The organism is Thalassolituus marinus, assembly GCF_020320395.1.
GTDB lineage: Bacteria > Pseudomonadota > Gammaproteobacteria > Pseudomonadales > Oceanobacteraceae > Venatoribacter > Venatoribacter marinus.
Genome location: NZ_JAEDAH010000099.1, coordinates 44,170 through 69,154, shown reverse-complemented (window position 1 = coordinate 69,154; position 24,985 = coordinate 44,170). Strand labels below are relative to the sequence as shown.

Here is a 24,985-nt window from a genome sequence, read left to right as displayed (position 1 = left end):
TCAGGCTACAGCTCGGTCTCGATGGGTAAAAAACCCAGCACCCAGGACTGCAGACGGCGCCAGACAGATGCACGCGGGTCCTGCTCCCGCACCACGGTGCCATTGAGGGTATTCCGGCTCCAGCGCAGCTCTCCATTCTGCAAAGACAGCATCCAGGCATTTTCACTGATCACCTGCATAAAGCCGTTAGCGGTCATTTTTCCCAGTATCGGCTGACGGAACAACATCCCCATTTCTGTGTTCTGCAGCACGGATCGCGGATCGAAATTCATAGAGCCAACGTAAAAGAATTCATCATCCACCACCAGCGCTTTGGCATGCAGGCTGACCGATGACGACCCCAGCCAGCTGCGTTCCGTTGCCCCCTTACCGGCTTTCGCATCCAGCTCATACAGTTGCACGCCCGCTTTCAGCAGAGACTGACGGTATTTTTTATACGCTGAATGCACCGCTGGCACATCGGTACTGGCCAGTGAGTTGGTCAGAATAATCAGCTCGACACCACGTTGAGCCAGCGCCTGCAGAAATCGGGTCCCCTCCTCACCTGGCACAAAATAGGGGGAAATCAGAATCACCCGCCGCTGCGCGCTGTTCAGCAAACCGCCAACGCTCAGCATCAATGGAGAAACCTCCGGAGTCTGTGAAATTTTTTGCGGGGAATCTGTCAGCACATAGGCCTGCCCCCAGAACAATGCATTCTGGCCAGTGTTCAGCCACTGATCTGCACGGCCACGCAATGCCACAGCGTAGGGATGCTGCTGATTTGAATCCAGCCACAGCTGCAACTGGTCGCGTAATCGTTGCAGCGACTCATGGCCGGTACCCGCTGGCTCCCCCAGGTGTTCTGCGACCGGAATTGAAAACGGATGATTCCAGAAGGTGTCGAATGCCTGTGACACATCACTGACCACCGGCCCCAGGGTAAGAACATCAAGGTCGCCAAAAACCACCGCATCGGTCGCAGCATCAAAGTATTCATCACCGATATTACGACCACCGACAATCGCGACACAATTATCGGCCACCATAGCTTTGTTGTGCATACGCCGGGTCGAAACGCCGTAGCGGGTCAGTAATTGCAGGTCACGGGAATATTCGCGCCGGAAAGGATTAAACAAACGAATATTTACATTCGGATGAAGGGCAAGAATACGCAGATAATCATCTTTATTGCGGCTGGCCATATCGTCCAGCAACAGCCTGACGCGAACGCCACGGTCAGCCGCATTAAGCAGCGCCCAGGCCAGTAAACTGCCGGATAAATCATCATGATAAAGATAATACTGGAGATCCAGAGACTGCTTTGCGCTGGCCGCCAGCAGAAGACGCGCGATCAGTGCGTCACGGCCATCAGTGAGCAGGGAAAAGCCATTCTGGCCCGGGTGGTGTTGCAGAAGTTGTGCACTGGCTTGCACCAGAGGGGCATCTGCCGGAGGCTCAAGATACTGGCTGTTGCCAGCTGACTGACGCAGTGCGTGCCCGGAACACGCACTCAGAAGCCCCACCAGTGTGAGGCAAAGTATTTTGCTATTGCATATTCGCAACATAAGCAGCCACATCGGACAGCTGTGCTTCCGACATACCGCGAATTACACCCATCATTGGTGAGTTCTGACGCTCCGGATCGTTATTACGGAACTTCATCAATGTGGCTTTCAGATAATCATATGGCTGACCCGCGATACGCGGATATTGCTGACTACCCTTGCCTTCTTTGCCGTGACATACAAAGCACACACTGTTGTAGACAGTTGCGCCTTTTTCACTGGAAGCTACAGGCTGAGGACGCGCTTTTACTTCATTGCGTGAAAAGTACAGAGCAATTGCAATACGCTCATCCTTGGTCAGGTTGGCGGCCAGTTTACTCATAACATAGTTTTTACGTGTGCCATCGGCAAAATGTTCGAATTGAGTAAATAGGTATGAAGCATTCTGATCAGCCAGATTCGGAATGTAATCACGCTTACTGTTACCGTCTTCGCCATGGCAGTGAATGCACAAACTCGCTCGCTCCTGGCCATCTTCCAGGGCGGCACCTAACAGCGCCGTATTTTTCTCGATAATGGCCATTTCCTGCAGCATGGATTCCACACTATCAGCCTGCGCTGCGAACGGCAGCATCACCAACAATGACAACAGAAATCCCCGGTACATAGATCGACACCCTAAATGACAATGATTCAAATTTTCTGGAAGGCGATACCTTACGCGCTGCCAGATAGTAAGCAAGCATCGCGGGCTGCCTGCTTTAGGAATCTCTAATAAAGTGTGACCTGAATCAAGCGACACCTTCCCGCAGTGTGACGGAATCCGCCAGAGAGCGGAAAAATGCGGTGAAATCCAGCCAATTGGCCTTACCAAAGCAAAGGGTTTAACCCGCAATCCTCCTAGGCTACAGCAGCGCATTCAGGTACACTTGCGGGCTTTCTAAACTGCACTCAGATCCGATTATTACGCCATGATGCAAGAGACCTACAGCCCACGCGATATTGAATCTTCCATTCAGCAACAATGGGAAGAAAATCAGGTATTTAAAGCCGTCGTCGACAGCAATAAAGAGAAATTCTACTGCCTGTCCATGTTCCCGTATCCAAGCGGCCGGCTACACATGGGTCATGTGCGTAACTACACCATCGGTGACGTAATCTCCCGCTACCAGCGTATGCAGGGCAAGAATGTGATGCAGCCAATGGGCTGGGACGCATTCGGCCTGCCAGCGGAAAATGCTGCGATCAAGCATCAGGTGGCTCCGGGCAAGTGGACTAAAGAAAACATCGCCTACATGAAAGGTCAGCTGAAATCACTGGGCTTTGGTTATGACTGGAACCGTGAACTGGCCACCTGTGACCCGGAATACTACCGCTGGGAACAGTGGTTCTTCACCAAACTGATCGATAAGGGTCTGGCCTACAAGAAAGTGTCTGCGGTTAACTGGTGTCCGAATGACCAGACCGTACTGGCCAACGAACAGGTCATCGACGGCTGCTGCTGGCGCTGTGATTCCGCCGTTGAGCGTAAAGAGATTCCACAGTGGTTTATCCGTATTACTGATTACGCTGAAGAACTGCTGAACGACCTTGATCAGCTGGATGGCTGGCCTGATCAGGTTAAGGCCATGCAGCGCAACTGGATTGGTAAATCCCGTGGCGTGCAGATGACCTTCGGCCTGAAAGACCGCGAAGACGCGCTGGAGATCTACACCACCCGTCCGGATACCGTGATGGGTGTAAGTTATGTCGCTGTCGCCGCCGGTCACCCGCTGGCGAAAGAAGCGGCAGAGAACAACGCCGATCTGGCTGCCTTCATTGAAGAGTGCAATAAATCCGGTACTGCTGAAGCCGATCTCGCCACCGCCGAGAAAAAAGGCATGGCTACCGGATTCACCGCCATCCACCCGCTGACTGGCAAAGAAGTGCCGGTTTGGGTTGCTAACTTCGTGCTGATGGAATTCGGTACCGGTGCGGTGATGGCCGTTCCGGCTCACGATCAGCGCGACTGGGAATTTGCGCAGAAATACGGCATCGACATTCAGCAGGTTATCCAGCCAGCAGAAGGTGAAGAGTACGATCTGAATAAAGCGGCTTACACCGAAAAAGGTACGCTGATTAATTCCGGCGAATTCGACGGCCTCGACTTTGACGCTGCTTTCGATGCCATCGCCGCCAAACTGGCCGCTGAAGGCAAAGGCGAAGTGAAAACCAACTACCGTCTGCGTGACTGGGGCGTTAGTCGTCAGCGTTACTGGGGTGCGCCGATTCCGGTTATCCGCACTCAGGACGGTGACACCATTGCCGCACCAGAAGAACTGCAGCCGGTTATTCTGCCAACCGACGTAGTGATGGACGGTGTGAACTCACCGATCAAGAACAACCCGGAATTCGAAAACATCGAATACAACGGTGAGCCGGCCTTCCGTGAGACCGATACCTTCGACACCTTTATGGAGTCGTCCTGGTACTACGCGCGTTACTGCTCACCACGTGACGACACGCAGATGCTGAACCCGCAAGAAGCCAACTACTGGCTGCCTGTGGACCAGTACATCGGTGGTATCGAACACGCCATTCTGCACCTGCTGTATGCGCGTTTCTTCCACAAGCTGCTGCGTGATGCCGGCTTAGTGAACAGTGATGAGCCATTCAAGAACCTGCTGACCCAGGGCATGGTACTGGCGGAAGCCTTCTTCTACGTGACCGAAAACGGCGCTAAAGAATGGGTTAACCCGACCGAAGTGGAAATCGAAACCGACGACAAAGGCCGCGTGGTATCTGCCAAGCGCTCAAGCGACGGCAAAGAACTGCAGGCAGCGGGCATGAGCAAAATGTCCAAGTCGAAAAACAACGGCGTTGATCCACAGGAAGCTATCGATCAGTACGGTGCCGACACCGTGCGTCTGTACACCATGTTCGCAGCGCCACCAGAGCAAACTCTGGAATGGTCTGATTCCGGTGTTCAGGGTGCCCAGCGCTTCCTTAACCGAGTATGGCGCCTGAGCTACGATCTGCTGCAACAGGCCGACCGTGGTGATCTGTCCGCGCTGAGCAAAGACGAGAAAGACGCCCGTCGTAAAACCCACGAAACCATTCAGAAAGTAAGCGATGACGTTGGTCGTCGTTACAGCTTTAACACTGGTATCGCAGCCGTCATGGAGCTTATGAACACGCTGCAGAAAGTCGATCTGGCTTCTGCCGGTGGCCGTGCGGTTGTCGCCGAAGGTCTGGACGCCAGCATTCGCATGCTGGCCCCAATTGCTCCGCACATCGCTCAGGCCCTGTGGGTTGCTTTTGGTAACGACGGCCTGGTGGTCGATGCTGCCTGGCCAGAAGTGGATGAGTCCGCACTGGTAAAAGACAGCATCCTGCTGGTTGTTCAGGTTAACGGTAAAGTCCGCGCCAAGCTGGAAGCACCGGCCAGTGCCTCGAAAGATGAACTGGAAGCCATGGGCAAAGACGCTGTGGCCAGTCATCTGGATGGTCTCACCATTCGCAAGGTGATTGTAGTGCCAGGCAAGCTGGTGAATATCGTCGCTAATTGACCAGCTATTCGTAGCTGGCTGCGTTGCCCTGGCGGCGTTAAAAACCAGATTCAAATGCTCATTTATAACTTATAAACTGCGCTTTAAATCTGGTTTTTGCCTTGCCATAGCGGCCTCGCCGACGCTCCGGAAACATCTGTACCAGCTCAACCAGATTCAGCAAGGAATAGATAAATATGCGCCACCTGATTTTCGTTTTATCGCTGACTCTGATTACCAGCTGCGGCTGGCATCTGCGTGGCGTGATGCCACTGCCAGACAGCTATCAGGTGCTCAACCTGCAAAGCCAGGCTGGCAACAGCTTCAATCAGCAACTGACCCTGCAGCTTGAATTCAATGGCGCAACACTGACCAGCACAACTGAAGATGCACAGGCGATTCTGTCAATCGACCCGGTGGATATCGAAAAGCGCACACTGTCAGTCAGCAGTACCGGCCAGATTGCTGAATACGAACTGAACGCCCGCCTCAACGCTCGGGTCATCAGTGTGGCTGATGGCAACGAAACCGCACTGGAGTTTAAAGCACGCCGCCGCCTGACCAACGATGTGGACAACGTCGTGGGCACCGCCAGCGCTGAACGTGAACAACGTGCTGACATAGAAAAAGAACTGGTGCGTAAACTGCTGCGCCGACTGCAGGCTCTGGGCAACAAACCGACCAGTGCTGCCAGCGCGCAAAACGGAGTAGCACAGTGAAGATCCGTCAGGATCAGCTGACCGCCACCCTGAGCAAAGGCCTGGCGCCCTGCTATCTGATATCCGGTGACGACCCGCTGCTGGTGATGGAAGCCTGTGACGAGATTCGTGCTGCCGCCCGCGCGGCCGGCATTGAAGATCGTGAATTATTCCATGCCGAAGCCGGATTTGACTGGCGCTCCCTGCTTGAAGAAGCCAACGCTATGTCGCTGTTTTCCAGCCGCCGCATTCTTGAAGTGCGTATCGGCAACGGTAAACCTTCCGACAAAGGCAACGCCATTAAAGAAATCATCGACCACCCGAATCCGGATAACCTGCTGCTGATCGTTTGCCCGCGCCTGGACGCCACCGCTCAGCGCAGTGCCTGGTTCAAAGCGGTCGAAAGTGCCGGTGTCTTTCTGCCGGTATGGCCGATTGAACGGAATCAGTACCCCGGCTGGCTGAAGCGCCGCCTGCAACAGGCAGGTCTGCAGATTGAGCCTGCCGCACTGGCCACCCTGGCCCACCAGACCGAAGGTAACCTGCTGGCCGCGGTGCAGGAAATCGAGAAGCTGCGCCTGCTGAATGTCACCACTGTCAGCGAGGAGATGATCCTCGACGCCATTGGTGACAGTTCCCGCTTTGACGCTTTTTCTCTGGCCGATACCTGTTTGCTGGGCAACCTCGCCGAAGCCAGCCGCATCCTCTCCCATCTGCGCGCGGAAGGCGTTGAAGCCCTGATGATTCTTGGCGCCCTGACGCGAAAAATACGCCAGCTGATTGCCATGCACGGCATGGGAGGCCAGCAACTGAGTGAAGCCTTCAAGAAGCAGAACATCTGGCCTAAACAGCAGCCACCTTATAAAAAGGCGCTGCAGAACCTCTCCCTGAAAGATTTACACAAGGCTTTACATAAAGCGGAAGCCGCGGATTCTGCGGCCAAAGGCAGTGGTGAAGACCCCTGGCTTTTGTTAAGCGAGTTGACTGTATTGTTAACAGGTGTAAAGCTGCCAACCACTTAACACTTTTGGCGTAATCGAACGCACAGTTTCGTTTGACCAATGAGTGCATACTGCCTTCTATAGTAGTAACAACTTTGAAAAGGCAAGCTGACACACTTGGCACAAACCGCCCAAGGGCGGGTGACAAATTTTGTCACTTGTTGCCAAAATGTGGACGGCGTCATATTTCCTTTTAGCAAACAGCCTATTATGCAAATGAACAGAAGTCATTTGCGCAACGTGAGGACAGGCTTATGAGCGCGGTAACCAGCCAACAGAATTCTGACTTAGTCTGGGATCTACAGAAAATCCATCAGCACCAGCGTGCGCGGGATTTCGTCAAACTGTTTGAGAACCGTTTTTGTGTTTTCTCCGGTTCAGTAAAACAGCTGTATACCAACTACAGTATTTTCTTCCCGGAAGAAGCTGACCGTCAGATGGTGATTCTGCCTGACCCGTATGCGTTCCATGACACCTTCAGCCACCTGGCTGCAGATGCCGTCCAGTCAACCGGACTGCACGTTATCCCGGGTAACCTGATTGGTAAGAAAGGGCTTTATCTGGTGATTTCACACAAGGACAAGAACGTGCGCTCCGTGCCGATTCCGTTCCAGGAAGGTATCCGTCAGATTCTGCGTCGTTCCAACTCGGAAGATCCGTTCCTGCCGGTTCTGATGAAGGGTGACCTGCGTGAATTCAATGATCAGATGCCGTGTCTGCACCTGCACCGACTGCGTCTGAAAGAGCTGGCAGGCCTGTCAGGTCTGGAGCGCGAAAGTATCCGCACCATCATCACTGACAAGCTGATGAAGTTATACCAGGAGTCGTCTGCTCTGAATGCCTGAGAGCACAGTCAGTCTTCCGCCCGGTAGTATCGGCGGACCAGACGGCTCAGCCCTTTACGCCAGGGTTTAGGCTTGATACCGAAGGTATAAAACAGATGGGTGTTGTCCGCAGGCGGTACCCAGACAGATGGCATAGTTGCCCCTTCCTGCGAGCGCAGATCAACCCGACTCAGATCTTCATACTGGCCAGCTTCGGCCAGCAGAGCCTCAGCAAAAGCATAAGAAGAAACCGGCTCTACTCCACAGAAATGGTACGTTCCCCACAAGTCATCACAGCATGCCGCCTGTTTCAGCATGGCCTGCAGCACATCGCTGATGTCATCGGCCGGCGTTGGACTGAAACGCTTCTGCATATCCAGTGTGATCACCTCGGCCTCACGAATTTCGGTCAGCAGCCGATTGGCGAAGTCGTCGGCCATAAAGGAAAAGCCCTGGCCAATACGCAGAATCAGGTGGCGATGGTTACGACGAACCAGTGCTTCCAGTGCCAGCAGATCTCCTGCCAGTTCGGTTTCCGCGAACTCGTCGTCGGTTTCTTTCCACAGAACATCAGCCTTGGCGCGATAGACTGCCATCGATGACAGCAGCACCACCGGAATGTCCTGATCTTCCGCCTGCTCCAGCCAGAACGGAATATGCTGATAGTCTTCCGGGTGGAAAAGCGATGGCGTCATCACAAAGAAAGGCCGTCCATTGGACAGCACGCTGATACGCTCTCGCTGGTCCAGTGCATAACCTTTATAGCTGAAATTCTGTGCGGATAGGCTGCGGGTCAGGAACTGACCAACCGGGCGGTTAGCGCCGATCACAAATGAATGAAAACTGCTGATAGACAACGCAATCGTCTCCAAATTCAGGCGGCGTCCTGTCGGGATAAAAAATATCGTTACGCCGCCCTATGTATAATCAAAAGGCTTCTCTGGCGCTAATCATAACCTGCATCAGCCTGAATCACGACGTTCAGTGTCTATACTGAGGAAATACACCAATTTCCATCGGGTAAACTGTGTTCTCTGAACTCCCTCGAAACGTCCGTCTGGCAGCGCCGGTCATGCTGCTGTTGTTCATTGCTCTGATGGTAGCAACGCAGACCCGGGCGGCACTTGAGCCAGAGCCTCCGCACGTCGAATACATCGTCAGTGATGACGCTATCCCGCTGGCCGACGTCATGCGAAGCAATGACTGGAAAACCATATCACTATACGACCTGAATTTCGGTTTTAACCCCAGCCATTACTGGGTGCGGGCCAGTATCAGCGAGCTCGGGCTGAGCGATGCTCATGGCCGCTGGATTCTGGAAGCAGGCTACCCACTGGTTGATCACCTTAACTTCTACAGTGTGCTGAATGGTGATGTAACGCTTGAGTACCATAGCGGAAATAATCTTCCCTACGCGCAACGACCACTGGATGTTCCGACCTTTGCCTTTCCGTTTGATCCGCAACAGGCCGATACGCTTTACCTTTACCTGCAGACATCCTCCTCAGCCCAGCTGCCGCTGACGCTGACCGCCGAATCCAGCTTCTGGGAAGGCAAGGTAACCACTTTTGCAATTGAGGCTGCGTTCTATGCCGTACTGGCCAGTATGCTGCTTTACAACCTGCTGATCTCTATTCTTACCCGCGATACGCTCTTCCTTTACTACTCGTGCAGCATCGCCTCGGTCGCGCTGATGATGGCCAGTCTGCACGGCTGGAGCTACGCCTTTCTGTGGCCGGATTCACCACGCTTTAACGATCTGATGGTGCTGTTTACCATCTCCCTGGCCGAGGTGTTTACCGCTCTGTTCGGCACTCATTACCTGCGCCTGAGCAAAATAAGCCCAACTTTTCATCGTGTATTCATGTTGCTTGTCGCTGCAGCATCGGCGTTTGGTATTGCCTCGCTGTTCGTCCCCTATGCCACCATAATCAAGCTACTTACCGGGCTGGCGATTGTGATGTGTATCTCGGCTTTCCTGCTTGGTATCCAGTTATGGCGGAATACCCGCTCACGCGATGTGATGCTGTTTTTCAGCGCCATTTCGCTACTGCTCATTGGTTTGACCATTTACGCCCTGCGCAATTTCGGAGTACTGCCAGACAACCTGCTGACTTCACGCGCCGCCGAACTTGGTCATATCGCGCAGATTATTCTGTTTGCACTCGGTCTGGCGGACCGCCATAACCGTGAGCGAGCTGCGCGAATTGCCGCTCAGGACGTCATTATTTCCATGCAGCGTGAAACCAACGCCGCCCTGGATCGCAAGGTAAAAGAACGAACAGCTGACCTGGAAATGGCCAATCGACGCCTGCAGGAAGAATCCACCACGGATGCCCTCACCCAGGTGCGCAACCGTCGTTACTTTGATCAGAAGTTCTACACCCTGTATCAGGAAGCCTTCCGACAACGCACACCACTGACGCTGATGCTGATCGATATCGATCACTTTAAAAACTTCAATGATCAGTTTGGTCATCAGACCGGCGATATTGTTCTGCAACGCGTGGCGCGCGAAATTCAGAGCGAAATCAAACGACCGCTGGACTCCGTATACCGCTACGGCGGTGAAGAGTTTGCCGTGTTGTTACCGGCAACCGCAGAGGAAGGTGCTGTTACCGTTGCAGAACAGCTGCGCAAACGCATTGAAAATCTGCAGGTCGACACTCATGGCGAACTGCACAGCATTACCATTTCGATCGGTGTCCACAGTCACACCCCGGATCAGCGGGAAGATCTCGATACTTTCTATCAGGCTGCCGACAGCGCCCTGTACCGCGCCAAGCAACAGGGGCGTAACTGCATCTGCCTGTATGAAGATCCACAGAATTCGCCACTGGCCTCTCCGGAAATGTGACTTTGTCCACGCAACCATCAGATTCCAGCTGACAAGACATACAATAACGTTGGCTATCCCCTGTCTTTTATGTAGCCTGTTCTTAAACGATAGTACCAATAACAAAAGACGATCGGGGAACGCTATGAAACAGGCAACACTGCGCCGGGCTATTCAGATCACCGGCATTCTCATCAGCGGCCAGGCCGCAGCTCAGGGCTACTATGTCGACGAGCAATCGGCACTGCGTTTAGGCGATGCCTTTTCCGGTGGCGCAGCCTCGGCCAGCGACGCCTCAACAGCTTACTATGGGCCGGCAGCCATGGTGCTCGTCAACGACGAGCTGGCCATTAACCTTGCCGCCATTTCAGTGAAGTCTGAGCTGAAAGGCAGCGCTCTGAGCTACAATGCCGCCAGCGACAGTGTGGCCCCGATCAGTGGCAAAGATGCCGAAGCGGACGCCTTCGATTTGCTGCCAACGCTGTATTACGTGCACGAGCTGTCCGACGGCGTGAAGTTCGGTGTTTATCTGAACGCCCCTTACGCCACTGGCACCGACTTTGGTGATGACAGCATTGCCCGCTACCAGACAACGGAAAGCGAGATCACCGGTATCGATCTGGGTATATCCATGGCATTCCGTCTTAACCGTCACGTCAGCGTGGGCGGCAGCATGATTACTCAGTATGTAAATGCTAAAACCGCCGTTGCTATTAACACAGTAGCAGCCTGCCTCGAAGGCTTTGACGCAGACCCGGAAGTGCCACTGACCTGCGATGGCATCGGCATCGACAGCAGCACCCTGGGCAGCGATGAACTGGATGGTTCATTCGTGATGGAAGGCCACAATACAGCCATCGGTTATGCCCTGGGCTCCCTGATCGAATTCAGCCCGCAAAGCCGCCTCGGTATTAACTACCGCTCGCGTATTGCCCATGAACTTACCGGCACAGCAACGGTAGAGTTCCCGCAACAGGCTGCCCTGTTTGAATCTTTCAGCGGCATCAGCAGCACCGAGGCCGATGGCCGGGTTCAGCTGGTCACACCGGAAACAGCCAGCCTCAGCTACTACCAGCGCCTGGGCTCTGTCGCCTTACAGGCAGACTACTCGTGGACCCGCTGGTCACGCTATGACCAGATTCAGGTGGAGTCTTCCAACGCCACCGTCGCAGCACTGGCCGCGGCCCCCCAGGTATACGACTGGACCGATTCTCAGCGTATTGCCGTCGGTGCGGCATGGGATCTGTCACCTGCTCTGACCCTGCGTGGCGGTCTGGCACTGGATAAAACACCGATTAAGGATGAAAACACCAAAGTGGACTTCGCCTTCGACGATTACAAAGCAATCTCCGTCGGTGTCAGCTATCAGCTGCAGGACAACCTGACGCTGGATGCCGGCTACCAGCACACCATGACTCAGCAACGCGATATTGAACAGAATGATCTGGAAACAGCCGGAGCACTGCTCAGCGGTGAAGTAACCACTAAGGTCAATTCTTTCGCCGCCGGCCTGCGCTGGGCGTTGTAAGCCCATCATTGTGGGACCCACATCACTGCGTGTGCCATGACAGCACCCGCCCCCTGCGTTATGCTCAGGCAAATCTCAGGGGGCGTTATGACTCACTCATCATTACTGAGCGATCTGCAGCATTACCGGGTAGATGATAACAACCCACTGATCCTGCCCTTCGCCAGCCAGCAAGCTCAGCAATTGCGTCAGGTTCCTTTTGCCGACACTTGCCTGATGCTGATACTCAATGGCGAAAAACAGTTACATCAGTCGGACACCCGCTCATTCGCAGCCGGCCGTTGCCTGCTTATCCCGGCCGGGACCGAGCTGACATTTACCAATCAACCCGCCGCCGATGGTTACCTTGCCTGGGTCATCCCCTTACCCGCAGAGGCTCTGGAAGATATTGCTCCGGGGCCCGTGGAACGTGATTACCGCACATTCGTCGCCGACGACTTGCTGCTGACGCTCCTGCAGCAATGGCTACAGCTACCGGCTGACTTCCGCCGGCAACCAGAGAGCCTGCGACTGCGCCGGGCAGAAATTGTCCGCTATCTGCAGCAATCGGGATTCAGCGCCACACTGCGCTCCGGGCTGCTCAGGCAATGGAGCAGCCGTGTACGGCGACTGCTGGCCACCGACCTGAGTCGCGACTGGCAACTGGCCGAGGTGTGCTTACAGCTGGCTGTCAGTGAATCGACGCTGCGCCGCAAGCTTGATGACGAAAGCACCCGCTTTCGCGACCTGCTGAGTGAGTTACGCCTCAGTCACGGCCTCAATCTTTTGCAGGTGTCACAACAAAGTATTCAGCAAATCGCCGACGCCTGCGGCTATCGCTCAGCCTCGCGTTTCAGTGAGCGCTTTCGTCAGCGCTTTGGTGTTGCCCCAAGTGAACTCAGGGCACAGCGTGATATGAGCGTTACAGGCGTAAAAGAGAGGGTTTCAGGCGCACAGTGATACCCACAACAGGGTAATCTGACAGGACTCAGCACTACACAGGGAGATAACCATGAAATACAGCACACTAATTCTCGCCGGCAGCCTGCTGTCGGCTCAGGCACTGGCAGACTTTACGCTCAGCAGCAGCGATATCCGCGCAGGCGAAATGATGCCGAAACAACAGGAATTTCAGGGCTTTGGCTGTGATGGTGGCAACCTGTCACCGCAACTGAGCTGGCAGGGAGCGCCCGCTGGCACCCGCAGTTTCGCCATTACCGCCTACGATCCGGATGCTCCGACCGGTAGTGGATGGTGGCACTGGCTGGCCTTTAATATTCCGGCCGACACCACCAGTCTGGCCAGTGGAGCCAGCGGTAACGCCATGCCAGCAGGCAGTGTAGAAAGTCGCACTGATTATGGTTCAGTCGGATTTGGCGGAGCCTGCCCACCAGCCGGTGATAAAGCGCACCGCTACCAGTTCACCGTCTTTGCGCTGAATACTGACAAACTCGATCTGCCAGCAGACAGCTCCGGTGCTCTGGTCGGCTACTACCTGAATGCCCACGCTCTGGGCAAAGCTACTCTGGAATCTTTGTACCAGCGCTGAGCAAATGCCCCCGCCAGTCAGATGGCGAGTGACATACGGATGAGCTCGTTACGATTGCGCAGAGCATCTTCCTTGCTGCTGAACACCTGAATGTCGTTCAGTGTGATCAGCAGCACAACACCACCACTGAGGCCAACATAACCGGCTTTGTGTTCCTGCAGGAAAGCGTCATTCTCCTGTGTCAGCGTCAGTGGTAAATCGATACTGCGCACCAGGCCATTACCCAGCGCATCACCCACGCCATCGGCATTGCGATACAACGCCAGCGCATCAGCACTGATCACCAGTGCCGAGCCATTAACCAACTGAGCAACATCCACCGGAATTCCGGAAGGCAGTTGCTGGTGTGTAACCTGAGCAATCAGGTCGGAAGTATTCTGCAGGATCATAACGCCCTTCAATCAAACATGTTGCCTGGGAGCTGCTAACGCAGTTCGCTGTTCACCTTCTGAATAACCTGATTGCCGGCACGATCTTCGGCAATCAGTTCCCAGTAAGGCACGCTGAAACGGTTCGGACACTGAATACGGAAATGGCCGCTATAAACCAGATCGCCACGGCAGATTTCGCCGGCCGGGCTTTTCAGCCAGATGGCCCTCATTCCCATGCCATCGTCGTAAACCATACCTTGCAGAACTACGGCGTCCGCCCATTTAATATAGTCGAGCACCGGCGCTTCATGATCCGGGAAGCTGCGCTTCGACCAGTCATCAGTGCCTTCTGACTGCTCTACGGCGTTGGCATAACCGTCGCCATCACGATCGCTGTCACCGTTGTCACCAATACCGTCACCATCCAGATCCGCCCATTCGCGACGGTCGTCGGGGAATACATCCAGTGAGTTCTTATGGCCATCGCCATCCCGATCGTCATCGATGCTGTCCGGAATACCGTCCTTATCCAGATCGCCTGGTACCGATGAGGCATCACGCGGATCGGTTTCGACCATCACTTCATAGCTGTTACGGATACCATCGCCATCAATGTCATCGTCGCTGTTGTCGCCAATGCCATCACCATCCATATCGGCCCATTCCTGCACATCGCGCGGGAACACATCCTGGCCATTGGCATAGCCATCACCATCGATATCATCATCCATGGCGTCAGGAATGGTGTCGCCATCCATGTCCTCTGGTGTACTGGTCGGATCCAGCGGATCAAAGCCCAGTTCCAGTTCATCGTCGTTACTGATGCGATCGCCATCGATATCTTCATCGCTGTTATCACCAATGCCATCACCATCCATATCGGACCACTCACTGGCATCGCGTGGGAAAGCATCAACCGTGTTATTGCGACCATCGCCGTCCATATCGTCGTCGATCACATCCGGTAGTTTGTCACCATCCAGGTCGGCAGGTACCGACGCGGCATCCGACGGATCGGTGCCAGCCATCAGTTCGTGATCATTGCGAATACCATCGCCGTCACGATCCGGATCACTGTTGTCACCAATCAGGTCATTATCAATGTCGTTCCATTCCAGCGGATCCAGCGGGAAAACATCCATCGCGTTGCCAATGGTGTCGCCGTCGATATCGGAATCGAGGTCATCCGGAATACCATCGCCATCAAGATCAGCAGGCACACTCAGACGATCGAGCGGATCAAAGCCGAGCTGCAATTCATAGCGGTTGGCGATGCCATCGTTGTCCTGATCCGGATCGCTGTTATCGCCAATGCCGTCAGCGTCGGTGTCTTCCCATTCTGACGCATCACGCGGAAAGGCATCCTGTTCATTGAGGATGGCATCGCCATCCATATCAGCATCCACGACGTCGGCCAGACCGTCGCCATCCAGATCGCCCGGACGACTGAGCGGGTCAACATCGTTGGTACCCGCCAGCTCTTCGATGTCATTGTTAAAGCCATCGTTGTCGCGGTCCGCGTCTGCATTGTCACCGATGCCATCGGCGTCGGTGTCTTTCCATTCCGCCGGGTCGTCTGCAAAGGCATCCTGACGGTTCTCAACACCATCACCATCGCGGTCGGTGTCGAATTCATCCGGCATATTGTCGCCGTCGGCGTCATGCGGGCGGCTGCTGGCATCCAGAGGGTTGGTGCCCAGGTGAATTTCAAATACGTTCGGAATGCCGTCGTTATCAGCGTCTACATCCTGATTATCAGGCACGCCATCACCGTCGGTATCAGCAGACTCACGTGGGTTCTGAGGATACTGATCGTCAGCATTGGCCACGCCGTCACCATCAATATCATCGTCCAGTGCATCCGGAATACCATCGCGGTCGAGGTCGCGCGGTACTGAGCGGCGGTCACGCGGGTCGGTTCCGGCGCGCTGTTCCAGATCATTACTGATGCCGTCGTTATCCATATCCGGATCTGTGTTATCACCAATACCATCGCGATCGGTATCAGCCCATTCTTTCGGATTCAGTGGGAATGCATCGTCATCGTTGGCGTAGCCATCGTTGTCCATATCGTCATCCAGACGATCCGGCCAGCCATCACCATCGCTGTCCAGTGGCACTGAGCGTGCATCCAGCGGGTTGTAATTCAGCTGTTTTTCCAGATCGTTGCGAATGCCATCGTTGTCCTGATCCTGGTCGGCGTTGTCGCCCACACCGTCATGGTCAGTATCAATCCATTCGCTGGCATCACGCGGGAAGTCGTCGCGCTGGTTAACAACGCCATCGTTATCGAGGTCGTCGTCGATAGAATCCGGAATACCGTCATCATCGAAGTCATACTGGTCTGCGACATCGGGGTCGGTGCCGGCAACCTGCTCGAGAAAATTCGATACACCATCGCCGTCGCGGTCGGTATCCAGGTGATCGGCAATACCATCGTTATCAATATCGTTAAGATCAGCACGGGCGCAAGGAGCCGTCACCGTCATCACAGACGGCAGCACAACTAACGCCAGCCAGCGAGTATTGAAAGGAAACATAGGCGCCCTTTTTTATTATCGTTATCGGGTATTATTCGTTATGTGACGAAGCCGGCTGCAGGTCATCCTGACAGGCAATCGGGCGATTTTTCTTATCAACCAGAATGCCGGCAACATTTTTGCCATTTTGCGGACGCACCAGCAGATAACCATTCACGCAGAAACCTTCGCGGCCAGAGCTTTTCTGTGAAACCTTCAGATCCTCATCGGTATTCAGGGTTAACAGGCGAAATTCTTCAATCACCAACGCGTCTTCTTTAGACGGGTGACGGATGTAACCGTAATATTCCAGCACCAGTACGCACACCACCAGGCCGGCAAGAAAGCCCAGACCGATGTATTTGGTTAAATCCGGCTTTTCCTGTGAGTTCTGAGATTCAGAAGACATGCTTTTCCCCAATCAGTATGTAAAACAATGCTTGTGCGCTTATTGCGCGTCTTTGCCCCAGGCCGGCATCAGACTCTGATCAATCCCCAATTGACCAAGAATCCGCGCCACGACGAAATCAATTAACTGCCCGATCTGTTGCGGCTGATGATAAAAGCCCGGACTGGCCGGCAGAATAACCGCCCCCATACGGGTCAGTGTCAGCATATTCTGCAGATGAATTTCTGAGTACGGTGTTTCGCGTGGCACCAGAATCAGTTTGCGCCGCTCTTTCAGTGCCACATCGGCGGCGCGTTCAATCAGATTATTGCTGGCACCGGTAGCAATCGCCGACAGAGTACCGGTACTGCACGGGCACACCACCACAGGACCCGGTTGCCCGGAACCCGATGCCCAGGGCGCCATCCAGTCTTCACGCCCGAATACCCGCAGCACATCGTCCCCACAGGCAAAGTGCTGACGCAGGGTTTCGGCCTGAGCGCGTGGATTACCGGGCAACGCCAGCTCAGTTTCGGTAGCCACCACCAACTGAGCCGCTTTAGACACAATAACGTCCACAGCTTTCCCCGCCGCCAGCAACACTTCAATCAGGCGCAGCGCATAAGGGCTACCGGATGCACCGGTAATGGCGATACAGATACGTTCGCTCACGCACTTTTCTCCTGCAGGGCGGCTAACAGTCGGCGCGGCATACCATTGAAGCTGCCGTTCGACATTACCACGACATGATCGCCAGGCTGAGCTTCGGCCAGCACCGCACTGATCAAAGCATCATGATCGTTAAAGCACTGCGATGGCACTGCACCCTGATTAACCACATCCGCCAGTGACCAGTCGATATTGTCCGGCTCAAACCAGTAGGCAATGTCGGCCGCCGCCACTGAGCTGGCCAGACCATCTTTGTGTACACCCAGTTTCATGGTGTTGGAGCGCGGCTCCAGCACTGCCAGTACCCGACCGCCGTCCTGCAGCAATCGCGCTCGTGCCCCCTCCAGCGTGGTAGCAATGGCAGTCGGATGGTGAGCGAAATCGTCGTATACGGTAATGCCAGCCGCTTCACCAACACGCTCCATGCGACGCTTCACCGAGGCAAATTCCGCCAGCGCTGCTGCGGCGATTTCAGGCGTTACTCCCACATGACGTGCAGCCAGCATCGCAGCAATGGCATTGCTGACGTTGTGCAAGCCGGTCAGCTGCCATTCCACGGTCGCAGACAAGCTGCCATCGCTGTTACGGATACTGAACACCGAGGCATCGTCTTTTTCCAGACGCCATTGCCAGTCGCCACCCTCATTGCGGGCAAAGCGCGTAACCGGTGTCCAGCAACCCATAGCCAGCACACGCTCCAGCGCTTCTTCTGCCACTGGCAATACAATCTGGCCGGAAGCCGGCACGGTACGAATCATATGATGGAACTGGCGTTCGATGGCGGCCAGATCCGGGAAGATATCGGCGTGATCAAATTCGAGATTATTCAGAATCAGCGTGCGTGGCTGGTAATGAACAAATTTGGAGCGTTTATCAAAGAAGGCTGTGTCGTATTCGTCGGCTTCAATAACGAAAAATGGTGAGCCACCGATACGGGCCGACACGGTGAAATTCTGTGGTACACCACCAATCAGGAAGCCTGGCTGCATACCGGCGTATTCGAGAATCCACGCCAGCATACTGCTGGTTGTTGTTTTGCCATGGGTACCGGATACCGCCAGCACCCAGCGACCATTAAGCACCGCCTGCCCCAGCCACTGCGGGCCGGACATATAGGGGATGCCGCGATCCAGGACATACTCCACCGACGGATTACCACGCGACATGGCGTTGCCAATGATCACCAGTTCAACATCAGCAGGAATATTCTGTGGGTCAAAACCTTCACTCAGCTCAATACCCGCGGCGCTGAGCTGATCACTCATGGGCGGGTAGACACCTGCGTCGCTGCCGGAAACCTCGTGTCCCAGTTGCTTTGCCAGCTGAGCCAGAGATCCCATAAAGGTACCGCAGATACCGAGAATGTGCAGACGCATTTTGACAATCCGTTAGTGATAACCGAAGTAGTGTACTGGTAAGCAGCGACAGGCCCAAGTGACAAGCTGGTCTTTTATCGCACTGGCGCTGAAATTCCGCACGGATTCAGGTAGTATGCGCCGCAGTTTATTCTTCAGACCTCCACAGGATCGCAAAATGCAGCGTTTACGGACTTTTCTTGAGCACCACTGTGACAACCCATCGCTGGTTGACGTGATTGACGGCCTGATGGTCGCCTGTAAAGACATCGCCTACAAAGTACAACTGGGCTCTCTGGCTGGTGTACTGGGCAGCGCTGAGCAGGAAAACGTACAGGGTGAATGCCAGAAGAAACTGGACGTCATTGCCAACGATCTGCTGAAAAACAGCCTGCGTGCCATGCCACAGGTAAAAGGCCTGGCCAGCGAAGAAGAAGCTGACCCGGTAGCCTGCAACCCGGACGGTGAATTCCTGGTACTGTTCGACCCGCTGGATGGTTCTTCCAACATCGATGTAAACGTTACTGTGGGGACCATTTTCTCGGTACTGGCTGCGCGCCCTGAAGACGATGCCAACCACGAATCCATCTATCTGCAGACTGGCGAACGTCAGGTTGCAGCCGGCTACGTGCTGTATGGACCATCCACACTGCTGGTACTGAGCACTGGCAACGGCACTCACGTATTCACGTTCGATCCACGTATCGGTGAATTCTCTCTGCAGCGCGAAAGCGTAAAAATTCCGGCCACTACCAAAGAGTTCGCCATTAACATGTCGAACCAGCGTTTCTGGCTGCCGGAAATGCAGAATTATGTGGCTGATCTGCTGCGCGGCGAAGAAGGCCCACTGGAGAAACGTTACAACATGCGCTGGATTGCCTCTATGGTTGCCGAAATCCACCGCATCATTACTCGTGGCGGTATCTTTATGTACCCGTACGACAGCCGCGAGCCAGCCAAGCCAGGTAAGCTGCGTCTGATGTACGAAGGCAACCCGATGAGCATGCTGATTGAGCAGGCTGGCGGTAAGGCCACCACCGCTTTCGAAGACATCATGCAGGTTGAACCGACCAGCATTCACCAGCGCGTGTCGGTGGTGATGGGTTCGGCCGATGAAGTGGACACTGTGATCCGCTACCACAAAGGCTGATCAGCAGGCGAATTAACCGCCAGCTTCAGGAAGAGCCGCAGTCAGCACTCGCTTACTGCGGCTTTTCTGTATTCAGGGCCTCACCCGGCAACCAACGGGTCAGTATCTGTTTAACCACCGCCAGGGTCAGTGGTTTGGCCATATAGTCATTCATACCTGCCGCCAGACAGCGCTCGCGGATCTGATCCGTGGTGTTCGCAGTGCAGGCGACCACCGGCGTATTCACGCCCATATCGCGCAGCCGTTCCGTTGTTTCAAAACCATCCAGCCCGGGCATCTGGCAATCCATCAGAATCAGGTCATATACCGAATCCTGCAGCGTCTTAAGGCACTCTTCTCCTGACATCACACTGCTCACCGTTAAGCCTTGCCATGCTTTACCCAGCATTTTCTCTGTGACCTTCAGGTTAACCGGATTATCTTCAACGATCAGTGTTCGAAACCCCTGGCCTGTCTTTTCATGCTCGGCAACAACCTGGGGCGACACAGAGACCGGAATCTCAGCAACCACCCGCGCACCACCGGAAGCGCTGTCCTCAAGCTGCAGTTCACCGCCCAGCACCCGACAAATATGATGGGTAATGGTCAGTCCAAGTCCAACGCCCTCATGGCGGCGACTGAAGGAAGAGTTCGCCTGAGAAAAGGCTTCCAGCACCCGTTCTTTCTGCGAAGCGTCGATACCAATACCGCTGTCTTCCACCACCAGCTTCAGGGTCTCGTGTCCGGTGTCGCCGCTGACCGACAAGGTCAGCAAAACCATACCTTCATCGGTAAACTTAATGGCGTTATCCACAAGATGGCGGACCACCTGACGGATCAGCGAGGGATCACAACGCACAGCTTCTTCCAGCAAACGATCGCTGTATTCGACAACAAAGGACAGTTGCTTTTCCAGAGCGCGACTGCGGAATGACAGCAACAGGGTATAAAGCACATCTGGTAAGCGCTGCTCAGAAAATGCTACCGGCAGTTTGTTCTTTTCGGTATCAACCACCACCAGAACGTCTTCCAGCAGCTGTGTCAGATGGGTCAGCGAACGGTCCGCAGTGCGCTTGTAATCATCAAACTCTTCCTGCGTATTGTCCCGCTCCAGCAACTGCAACATACCGATGGCACCATTCAATGGTGTACGCAGCTCATGACTCATCATGGCCAGAAAGTCGCTTTTGGCTTTACTCGCTTGCTGGGTCTTTGCCTGTTCAGCCATCAGTTGGCGGGTGTATTCCTGCTGATCAAGCTCCGCACGCTCCAACGACTCTGCCAGCCGGTTGGTATTCAGCTGCAGATGACCGACCTCGGCACCGTCGCTTACTTCCATACGACTGTGACTATGCCCCGCTGCAAGACGGGCAATAAACTCGCCCAGTTTTTCCAGCGGCAGCAAAATACTCAGTGACGCAAAACGGCTGATGAAGCCCGCAAGGATCACCACCAGCAGACCTGCGATAACAGAGTCCTGAACGATGCTGAGAATACGGCCATGGATATAGGATTCGGATAAGGTCAGCACAATAGTGCCTAGCTGGCGCGACTCCAGCCGGTTATCGCCGAACTCTGAAAACTCATCAAGTGCTGGCACCAGACGAATAATATCGTGGCGGACTTCCGTCAGGTCAGACTGATCAGAGTCGGCCGTCAGCTGGTCTTCCTGCAGCACTTCCCGACCACTGGCATCCAGCAAAACCACCGAGACAATCATTGGCTGTGCCAGCGCCGCCTGCACCAGCGGTTGCAGCAGGTCGTAGTTACCCGATATCAGGGGATACTCTGCAGAGGCACTGAGATGCTCCAGCACCATAAGGGAAATATTGTTACGCTCCTGACGCAGATCACCCCAGCGACTTTCGAGGTGATAGACGGTTAACAGAACCACCACCAGCAGGGCAGGCACCACGCCGGTAATAAAGATCCGCCAACGAACCGGTAACCGACGCAGCCCGATCATCGCTGCCGCTCCCCGGCCGAAATCTCCGCCGCCAGTTTGTCACTGTCAGGCAACAACAGATTCAGCGAGCGGCCGACCTGTTCGTTAAAACGAACCTTAAAATAAGGATTGTAATCAGCCTGCGGCCATACACCTTCTTTAAGACCGGTACGCAGGACATCCGACAAGCGCCGCGCCACATCGTCAATATCACTGTAGGTCGTCGCCAGTGCCCCGGCTTTGATATAGGCACTGGAAGGTCCGATCAGCGGCTTATTCTGGCGGTAGGCGGTAATGAGGATATTCTTGATATTCTCTGAGCTGTACAGGTCGGTATCGTAAATACCAATCAACGCATGACTGTTTTTCAGCAGATCGAGCAAGGCATGGTTAACGCTGTCGAAATCATCGGCAAAATAAGGCGTCACCAGAGAATCTGCTCGACCACCAATCTGCTGCCATTGCTCACGATTGTGCACCAGCACACCCAATGGACGATCGCTGCCGAGGATTGCTTTAGTCAGTGCCACCTGACGATGCAACGGCGGTTCAAGGTAAATTGCAGAGTCCGATCCGGCGACTTTCCTGCTTCCTTCCCGGGTCACAAACACCGCAACACGCGGGCGGTCGGGACACAGCTGCGCAGCGTTATCCAGCATCTGCTGGCCAATCAGCACACAGGCGCTGACGGACGACGCGTCGAAGGCTTCTCCAGGCTGGACCAGTTTTACTGAAAAACCGGTGAGAGAGGCTGTAACTTCAGATAGCTGGCGGACGGGTGGCGGCGCTGACTGTGAAATGAAGGCAATGTCGTCTGCATAGGAAACAGGCGCTGCCAGCGCCACTGCAAAAGCAGTGACGGACATCACCCGTCTTATCCATGCATCCTTTCCTTGTTGTCGCATTCAGAAGTCCATTCCCACATTCAGGTAGTAACTGTTACGGTCAGAGTACACCTGATTCGTATAGTTAATTCTGTCATTACTGATTCTGTGCTGCCAGAACAATCCTGTCCAGATGGTCAGGCTGCTGATTTCCCAGCTTTTTCTGCCATTCAGCTCAAAACGCCGATAATTATTACGGCCATGGTTATATGAGTCGGCCCACAAATGCGAGGCCGTCGTACTCCAGTCACGGCCAGTATGAGTCCAGCTGACCACCATACTGTTCTCCGAACTCAGGCGGGTTTCAGACCGGAACAGGTTCTCCACATCCGCCACGCCAGTGGTATCACCCAGACGAACATGGGTATCCACATACGCTGCCGTCGCCCACAGTCGGTCATTCAGGCCCGGCTTCCACTGCAGCTGCATTTCTGCACCGGAAATCACCATCTCAGTGTCTGAGCGCACCGTCAGGGTTTCCAGATTGATCGGATTCGATATCAGGTCCCACATACGATCGCGGTACACCTTAAAATCCACTTCAAGACGGGCCGTTGGAAACAATCCGTAGTAGCCTATCTCGTTGCTGGCGATGCGTTCATGACCCAGGCCACGATTCGAGAACACCTGATGCATGTAATAGCGTGGATTCTCTGCCCCCAGGTAGTTATCCGTCGAGTTATGCAGAGTAATGTTATAGTCGGGTTGCTGCTCCAGCATATCGGGCGAACGAACTGCCCGCGAATGAACCAGACGAATACTCTGCTGTGGCGTCAGCAGCCAGTTCAGTGCAATGCGCGGCGACACCGCATCATCGTTGGCATTCTCGTCTTCATACATGGCACCGATATTCGAAACCAGTGAGTCCGTTATACGCCATTCAGCATTGATAAAGGCGCGAAAAGTATCGTTACGACGTACCCCATCGAAAAAGGTTTCGGAGTCGACCTGATCACGGCGAAAACTCAGTCCATAGACTGTGCGAATCTGCGGCGACCACTGCACGGTATCCTGCCATTCCACGTCGATACGAGTTTCATGAGTGTCATAGTCGATATCACCACAGCTGACTTCAGAGAAGTTATCCGCATCGGCAGATACACGGGCGATGACATTGCTCAGATATCCCTGCTCTTCAGCCGACAGAGCTCCCAGATATTCAGGGGTCAGCACGTCTGCCAATGACTGGCCACTGGTGACTCCACCGATCAGTTCATTAACCGCATCCGGGTTTGAGCTGTAAAAGTTGTACAGGTCCGGGTCCAGCAGGAAGGTCGGAACACAGGCATCAACCCCCTGCTGACGATCGTCGACCGACACATAGGCCTGCAGGTGCGACTGATGCGTGGCCGAATGGTCATGCTGCAGTTTGCTCCAGACATAATACTGTTTGGTTTCCTGATCCGGTGGCTCCTGATAAGCCCCCAGATTCTGGCGAATATCGGTATGACCCTGTTTAACCGCAGCCTGCAGATTCAGCTGAGTTTCAGGCTGCAACTGGCGACTGACGTAGGCGCTGACGAAGCCGTGACGGCGACTATCACGCCACTCATCTTTCTTTGCCTCATCACCATCAAAGCCGCTGTCGGCCTGAAGGTTTGCGGTAATGCGGAAGCTGCTCATGCCTGCCTGACCGGAATAGCTCAGGTAGCTGTCGTCGACACCATGATTACCATTGCGGTAGCGCACATGCGTACCGAGTGAATCTGCGGGGTGCTTGGTAACAATATTGATTACACCAGCGAACGAGTTGGCGCCGTAGGCTGCAGCATTTGGCCCACGGGTTACTTCGATCCGCAGGATATCCTCAAGAGCCACCGGAATGTCGTCCCAGACGACGGCTGCGATACCGGCCCGGTAGACAGAGCGGCCATCCACCAGTACCTGCAAACGGCGCATCAGATTGGGGTTGGCAGAATGATAGGCAACAGAAGCATTGTTCTCGTCATCACCATGACCGATGAACATACCGGGGACGAATCGCATCAGCTCAGGTAGCGTGCGTACACCCCAGGCGCGGATGTGCTCAGCTTCAATCACGGTGACACTGGCCGGCACTTCAGCCCGAGGCTGCTTCAGACGGGCAGCCGTTAATACCACTGGAATATCGTCTTCCAGTACAAAGGGAGCATCCAGCTCGAAGTCTGCAAAATCCTCTGCAAGAGCCTGTGCGCAGGTCGCCCACACCAGAACCCCAATCAGAAAATGCTGTTTCATTGATAAGGACCACACCAGAACCTGAAATGAAGTCTAGGCGGCCTGCTCCTGTTGGTAAACACTGGTGAGGCTTTATACT

20 protein-coding genes are annotated in these 24,985 nt (G+C 54.5%); 9 read left to right on the top strand and 11 right to left on the bottom strand.

Annotated elements, in window-relative coordinates:
• Nucleotides 1-5: 5 nt before the first annotated feature.
• Nucleotides 6-1,547, bottom strand: coding sequence for a phospholipase D family protein (locus tag I9W95_RS16180; protein ID WP_225676761.1), 1,542 nt, complete (start codon nt 1,545-1,547; stop codon nt 6-8).
• Complete coding sequence (locus tag I9W95_RS16175) at nt 1,528-2,154, bottom strand: c-type cytochrome (RefSeq protein ID WP_225676759.1); 627 nt, start codon at nt 2,152-2,154, stop codon at nt 1,528-1,530. Before I9W95_RS16175 ends, I9W95_RS16180 begins: the two co-directional genes overlap by 20 nt.
• A gap of 307 nt (nt 2,155-2,461) precedes the next feature.
• Here I9W95_RS16175 and leuS point away from each other — a divergent pair, with 307 nt between their 5' ends.
• The 4 genes from leuS (at nt 2,462) to I9W95_RS16155 (ending at nt 7,558) form a co-directional block, all read left to right on the top strand.
• Nucleotides 2,462-5,035: a leucine--tRNA ligase gene (gene leuS / locus I9W95_RS16170; protein ID WP_225676858.1), complete on the top strand. Its 2,574-nt coding sequence runs from the start codon at nt 2,462-2,464 to the stop codon at nt 5,033-5,035.
• Between the two features lie 176 nt (nt 5,036-5,211).
• Nucleotides 5,212-5,733 (top strand): LPS-assembly lipoprotein LptE, encoded by a 522-nt coding sequence (locus tag I9W95_RS16165; protein ID WP_225676757.1) that lies wholly within the window; start codon nt 5,212-5,214, stop codon nt 5,731-5,733.
• On the top strand, nt 5,730-6,734 hold the full coding sequence (gene holA, locus I9W95_RS16160) for a DNA polymerase III subunit delta (protein ID WP_225676755.1): 1,005 nt from the start codon (nt 5,730-5,732) through the stop codon (nt 6,732-6,734). The genes I9W95_RS16165 and holA overlap by 4 nt, the downstream gene beginning before the upstream one ends.
• Nucleotides 6,735-6,967: 233 nt before the next feature.
• The gene (locus tag I9W95_RS16155; protein ID WP_225676752.1) at nt 6,968-7,558 is read left to right on the top strand and encodes a hypothetical protein; all 591 of its coding nucleotides are present in this window, start codon (nt 6,968-6,970) and stop codon (nt 7,556-7,558) included.
• An 8-nt stretch (nt 7,559-7,566) separates the two neighbouring features.
• Here I9W95_RS16155 and I9W95_RS16150 read toward each other — a convergent pair whose 3' ends face one another.
• The gene (locus tag I9W95_RS16150; protein WP_225676750.1) at nt 7,567-8,394 is read right to left on the bottom strand and encodes a sugar nucleotide-binding protein; all 828 of its coding nucleotides are present in this window, start codon (nt 8,392-8,394) and stop codon (nt 7,567-7,569) included.
• A 170-nt stretch (nt 8,395-8,564) separates the two neighbouring features.
• Here I9W95_RS16150 and I9W95_RS16145 point away from each other — a divergent pair, with 170 nt between their 5' ends.
• From I9W95_RS16145 to I9W95_RS16130, 4 genes are all read left to right on the top strand, one after another.
• Complete coding sequence (locus tag I9W95_RS16145) at nt 8,565-10,394, top strand: sensor domain-containing diguanylate cyclase (protein WP_225676748.1); 1,830 nt, start codon at nt 8,565-8,567, stop codon at nt 10,392-10,394.
• A gap of 124 nt (nt 10,395-10,518) precedes the next feature.
• Nucleotides 10,519-11,901, top strand: coding sequence for an OmpP1/FadL family transporter (locus I9W95_RS16140; protein ID WP_225676747.1), 1,383 nt, complete (start codon nt 10,519-10,521; stop codon nt 11,899-11,901).
• A gap of 87 nt (nt 11,902-11,988) precedes the next feature.
• Nucleotides 11,989-12,840 (top strand): helix-turn-helix transcriptional regulator, encoded by an 852-nt coding sequence (locus tag I9W95_RS16135; RefSeq protein WP_225676745.1) that lies wholly within the window; start codon nt 11,989-11,991, stop codon nt 12,838-12,840.
• Nucleotides 12,841-12,892: 52 nt separating this feature from the next.
• Nucleotides 12,893-13,429 carry a YbhB/YbcL family Raf kinase inhibitor-like protein gene (locus tag I9W95_RS16130; protein WP_225676743.1) on the top strand — a complete coding sequence of 179 codons (537 nt, stop codon included), beginning with the start codon at nt 12,893-12,895 and terminating at the stop codon, nt 13,427-13,429.
• Between the two features lie 17 nt (nt 13,430-13,446).
• On the opposite strand, the gene I9W95_RS16125 is transcribed toward I9W95_RS16130, so the two are convergent.
• Genes I9W95_RS16125 through mpl form a run of 5 tightly spaced genes read right to left on the bottom strand, consistent with a single transcriptional unit; the run spans nt 13,447 to nt 18,752 of the window.
• Complete coding sequence (locus tag I9W95_RS16125; RefSeq protein ID WP_225676740.1) at nt 13,447-13,818, bottom strand: hypothetical protein; 372 nt, start codon at nt 13,816-13,818, stop codon at nt 13,447-13,449.
• A gap of 35 nt (nt 13,819-13,853) precedes the next feature.
• Nucleotides 13,854-16,340 carry a thrombospondin type 3 repeat-containing protein gene (locus tag I9W95_RS16120; protein WP_225676738.1) on the bottom strand — a complete coding sequence of 829 codons (2,487 nt, stop codon included), beginning with the start codon at nt 16,338-16,340 and terminating at the stop codon, nt 13,854-13,856.
• 31 nt (nt 16,341-16,371) lie between these two features.
• Nucleotides 16,372-16,728: a hypothetical protein gene (locus I9W95_RS16115; RefSeq protein WP_225676736.1), complete on the bottom strand. Its 357-nt coding sequence runs from the start codon at nt 16,726-16,728 to the stop codon at nt 16,372-16,374.
• 39 nt (nt 16,729-16,767) lie between these two features.
• Nucleotides 16,768-17,379: a flavin prenyltransferase UbiX gene (locus tag I9W95_RS16110; RefSeq protein ID WP_225676734.1), complete on the bottom strand. Its 612-nt coding sequence runs from the start codon at nt 17,377-17,379 to the stop codon at nt 16,768-16,770.
• Nucleotides 17,376-18,752: a UDP-N-acetylmuramate:L-alanyl-gamma-D-glutamyl-meso-diaminopimelate ligase gene (gene mpl / locus I9W95_RS16105; RefSeq protein ID WP_225676732.1), complete on the bottom strand. Its 1,377-nt coding sequence runs from the start codon at nt 18,750-18,752 to the stop codon at nt 17,376-17,378. The genes I9W95_RS16110 and mpl overlap by 4 nt, the downstream gene beginning before the upstream one ends.
• A gap of 157 nt (nt 18,753-18,909) precedes the next feature.
• Here mpl and I9W95_RS16100 point away from each other — a divergent pair, with 157 nt between their 5' ends.
• Entirely contained in the window at nt 18,910-19,881 is a 972-nt protein-coding gene (locus I9W95_RS16100) for a class 1 fructose-bisphosphatase (RefSeq protein WP_225676730.1), read from the top strand.
• Between the two features lie 52 nt (nt 19,882-19,933).
• Here I9W95_RS16100 and I9W95_RS16095 read toward each other — a convergent pair whose 3' ends face one another.
• Genes I9W95_RS16095 through I9W95_RS16085 form a run of 3 tightly spaced genes read right to left on the bottom strand, consistent with a single transcriptional unit; the run spans nt 19,934 to nt 24,906 of the window.
• Nucleotides 19,934-21,826: a response regulator gene (locus I9W95_RS16095; protein ID WP_225676728.1), complete on the bottom strand. Its 1,893-nt coding sequence runs from the start codon at nt 21,824-21,826 to the stop codon at nt 19,934-19,936.
• Nucleotides 21,823-22,710, bottom strand: coding sequence for a hypothetical protein (locus I9W95_RS16090; RefSeq protein ID WP_225676726.1), 888 nt, complete (start codon nt 22,708-22,710; stop codon nt 21,823-21,825). Before I9W95_RS16090 ends, I9W95_RS16095 begins: the two co-directional genes overlap by 4 nt.
• The gene (locus tag I9W95_RS16085) at nt 22,711-24,906 is read right to left on the bottom strand and encodes a TonB-dependent receptor plug domain-containing protein (protein ID WP_225676724.1); all 2,196 of its coding nucleotides are present in this window, start codon (nt 24,904-24,906) and stop codon (nt 22,711-22,713) included.
• Between the last annotated feature and the right edge of the window lie 79 nt (nt 24,907-24,985).

Coding starts and splice junctions, on each gene's coding strand:
- I9W95_RS16085 (WP_225676724.1), bottom strand. CDS start 24,906: ATGAAACAGCATTTTCTGATTGGGGTTCTGGTGTGGGCGACCTGCGCA.
- I9W95_RS16120 (WP_225676738.1), bottom strand. CDS start 16,340: ATGTTTCCTTTCAATACTCGCTGGCTGGCGTTAGTTGTGCTGCCGTCT.
- I9W95_RS16135 (WP_225676745.1), top strand. CDS start 11,989: ATGACTCACTCATCATTACTGAGCGATCTGCAGCATTACCGGGTAGAT.
- mpl (WP_225676732.1), bottom strand. CDS start 18,752: ATGCGTCTGCACATTCTCGGTATCTGCGGTACCTTTATGGGATCTCTG.
- I9W95_RS16100 (WP_225676730.1), top strand. CDS start 18,910: ATGCAGCGTTTACGGACTTTTCTTGAGCACCACTGTGACAACCCATCG.
- I9W95_RS16095 (WP_225676728.1), bottom strand. CDS start 21,826: ATGATCGGGCTGCGTCGGTTACCGGTTCGTTGGCGGATCTTTATTACC.
- leuS (WP_225676858.1), top strand. CDS start 2,462: ATGCAAGAGACCTACAGCCCACGCGATATTGAATCTTCCATTCAGCAA.
- I9W95_RS16180 (WP_225676761.1), bottom strand. CDS start 1,547: ATGTTGCGAATATGCAATAGCAAAATACTTTGCCTCACACTGGTGGGG.
- I9W95_RS16090 (WP_225676726.1), bottom strand. CDS start 22,710: ATGCGACAACAAGGAAAGGATGCATGGATAAGACGGGTGATGTCCGTC.
- I9W95_RS16130 (WP_225676743.1), top strand. CDS start 12,893: ATGAAATACAGCACACTAATTCTCGCCGGCAGCCTGCTGTCGGCTCAG.
- I9W95_RS16140 (WP_225676747.1), top strand. CDS start 10,519: ATGAAACAGGCAACACTGCGCCGGGCTATTCAGATCACCGGCATTCTC.
- I9W95_RS16155 (WP_225676752.1), top strand. CDS start 6,968: ATGAGCGCGGTAACCAGCCAACAGAATTCTGACTTAGTCTGGGATCTA.
- I9W95_RS16115 (WP_225676736.1), bottom strand. CDS start 16,728: ATGTCTTCTGAATCTCAGAACTCACAGGAAAAGCCGGATTTAACCAAA.
- I9W95_RS16125 (WP_225676740.1), bottom strand. CDS start 13,818: ATGATCCTGCAGAATACTTCCGACCTGATTGCTCAGGTTACACACCAG.
- I9W95_RS16165 (WP_225676757.1), top strand. CDS start 5,212: ATGCGCCACCTGATTTTCGTTTTATCGCTGACTCTGATTACCAGCTGC.
- I9W95_RS16175 (WP_225676759.1), bottom strand. CDS start 2,154: ATGTACCGGGGATTTCTGTTGTCATTGTTGGTGATGCTGCCGTTCGCA.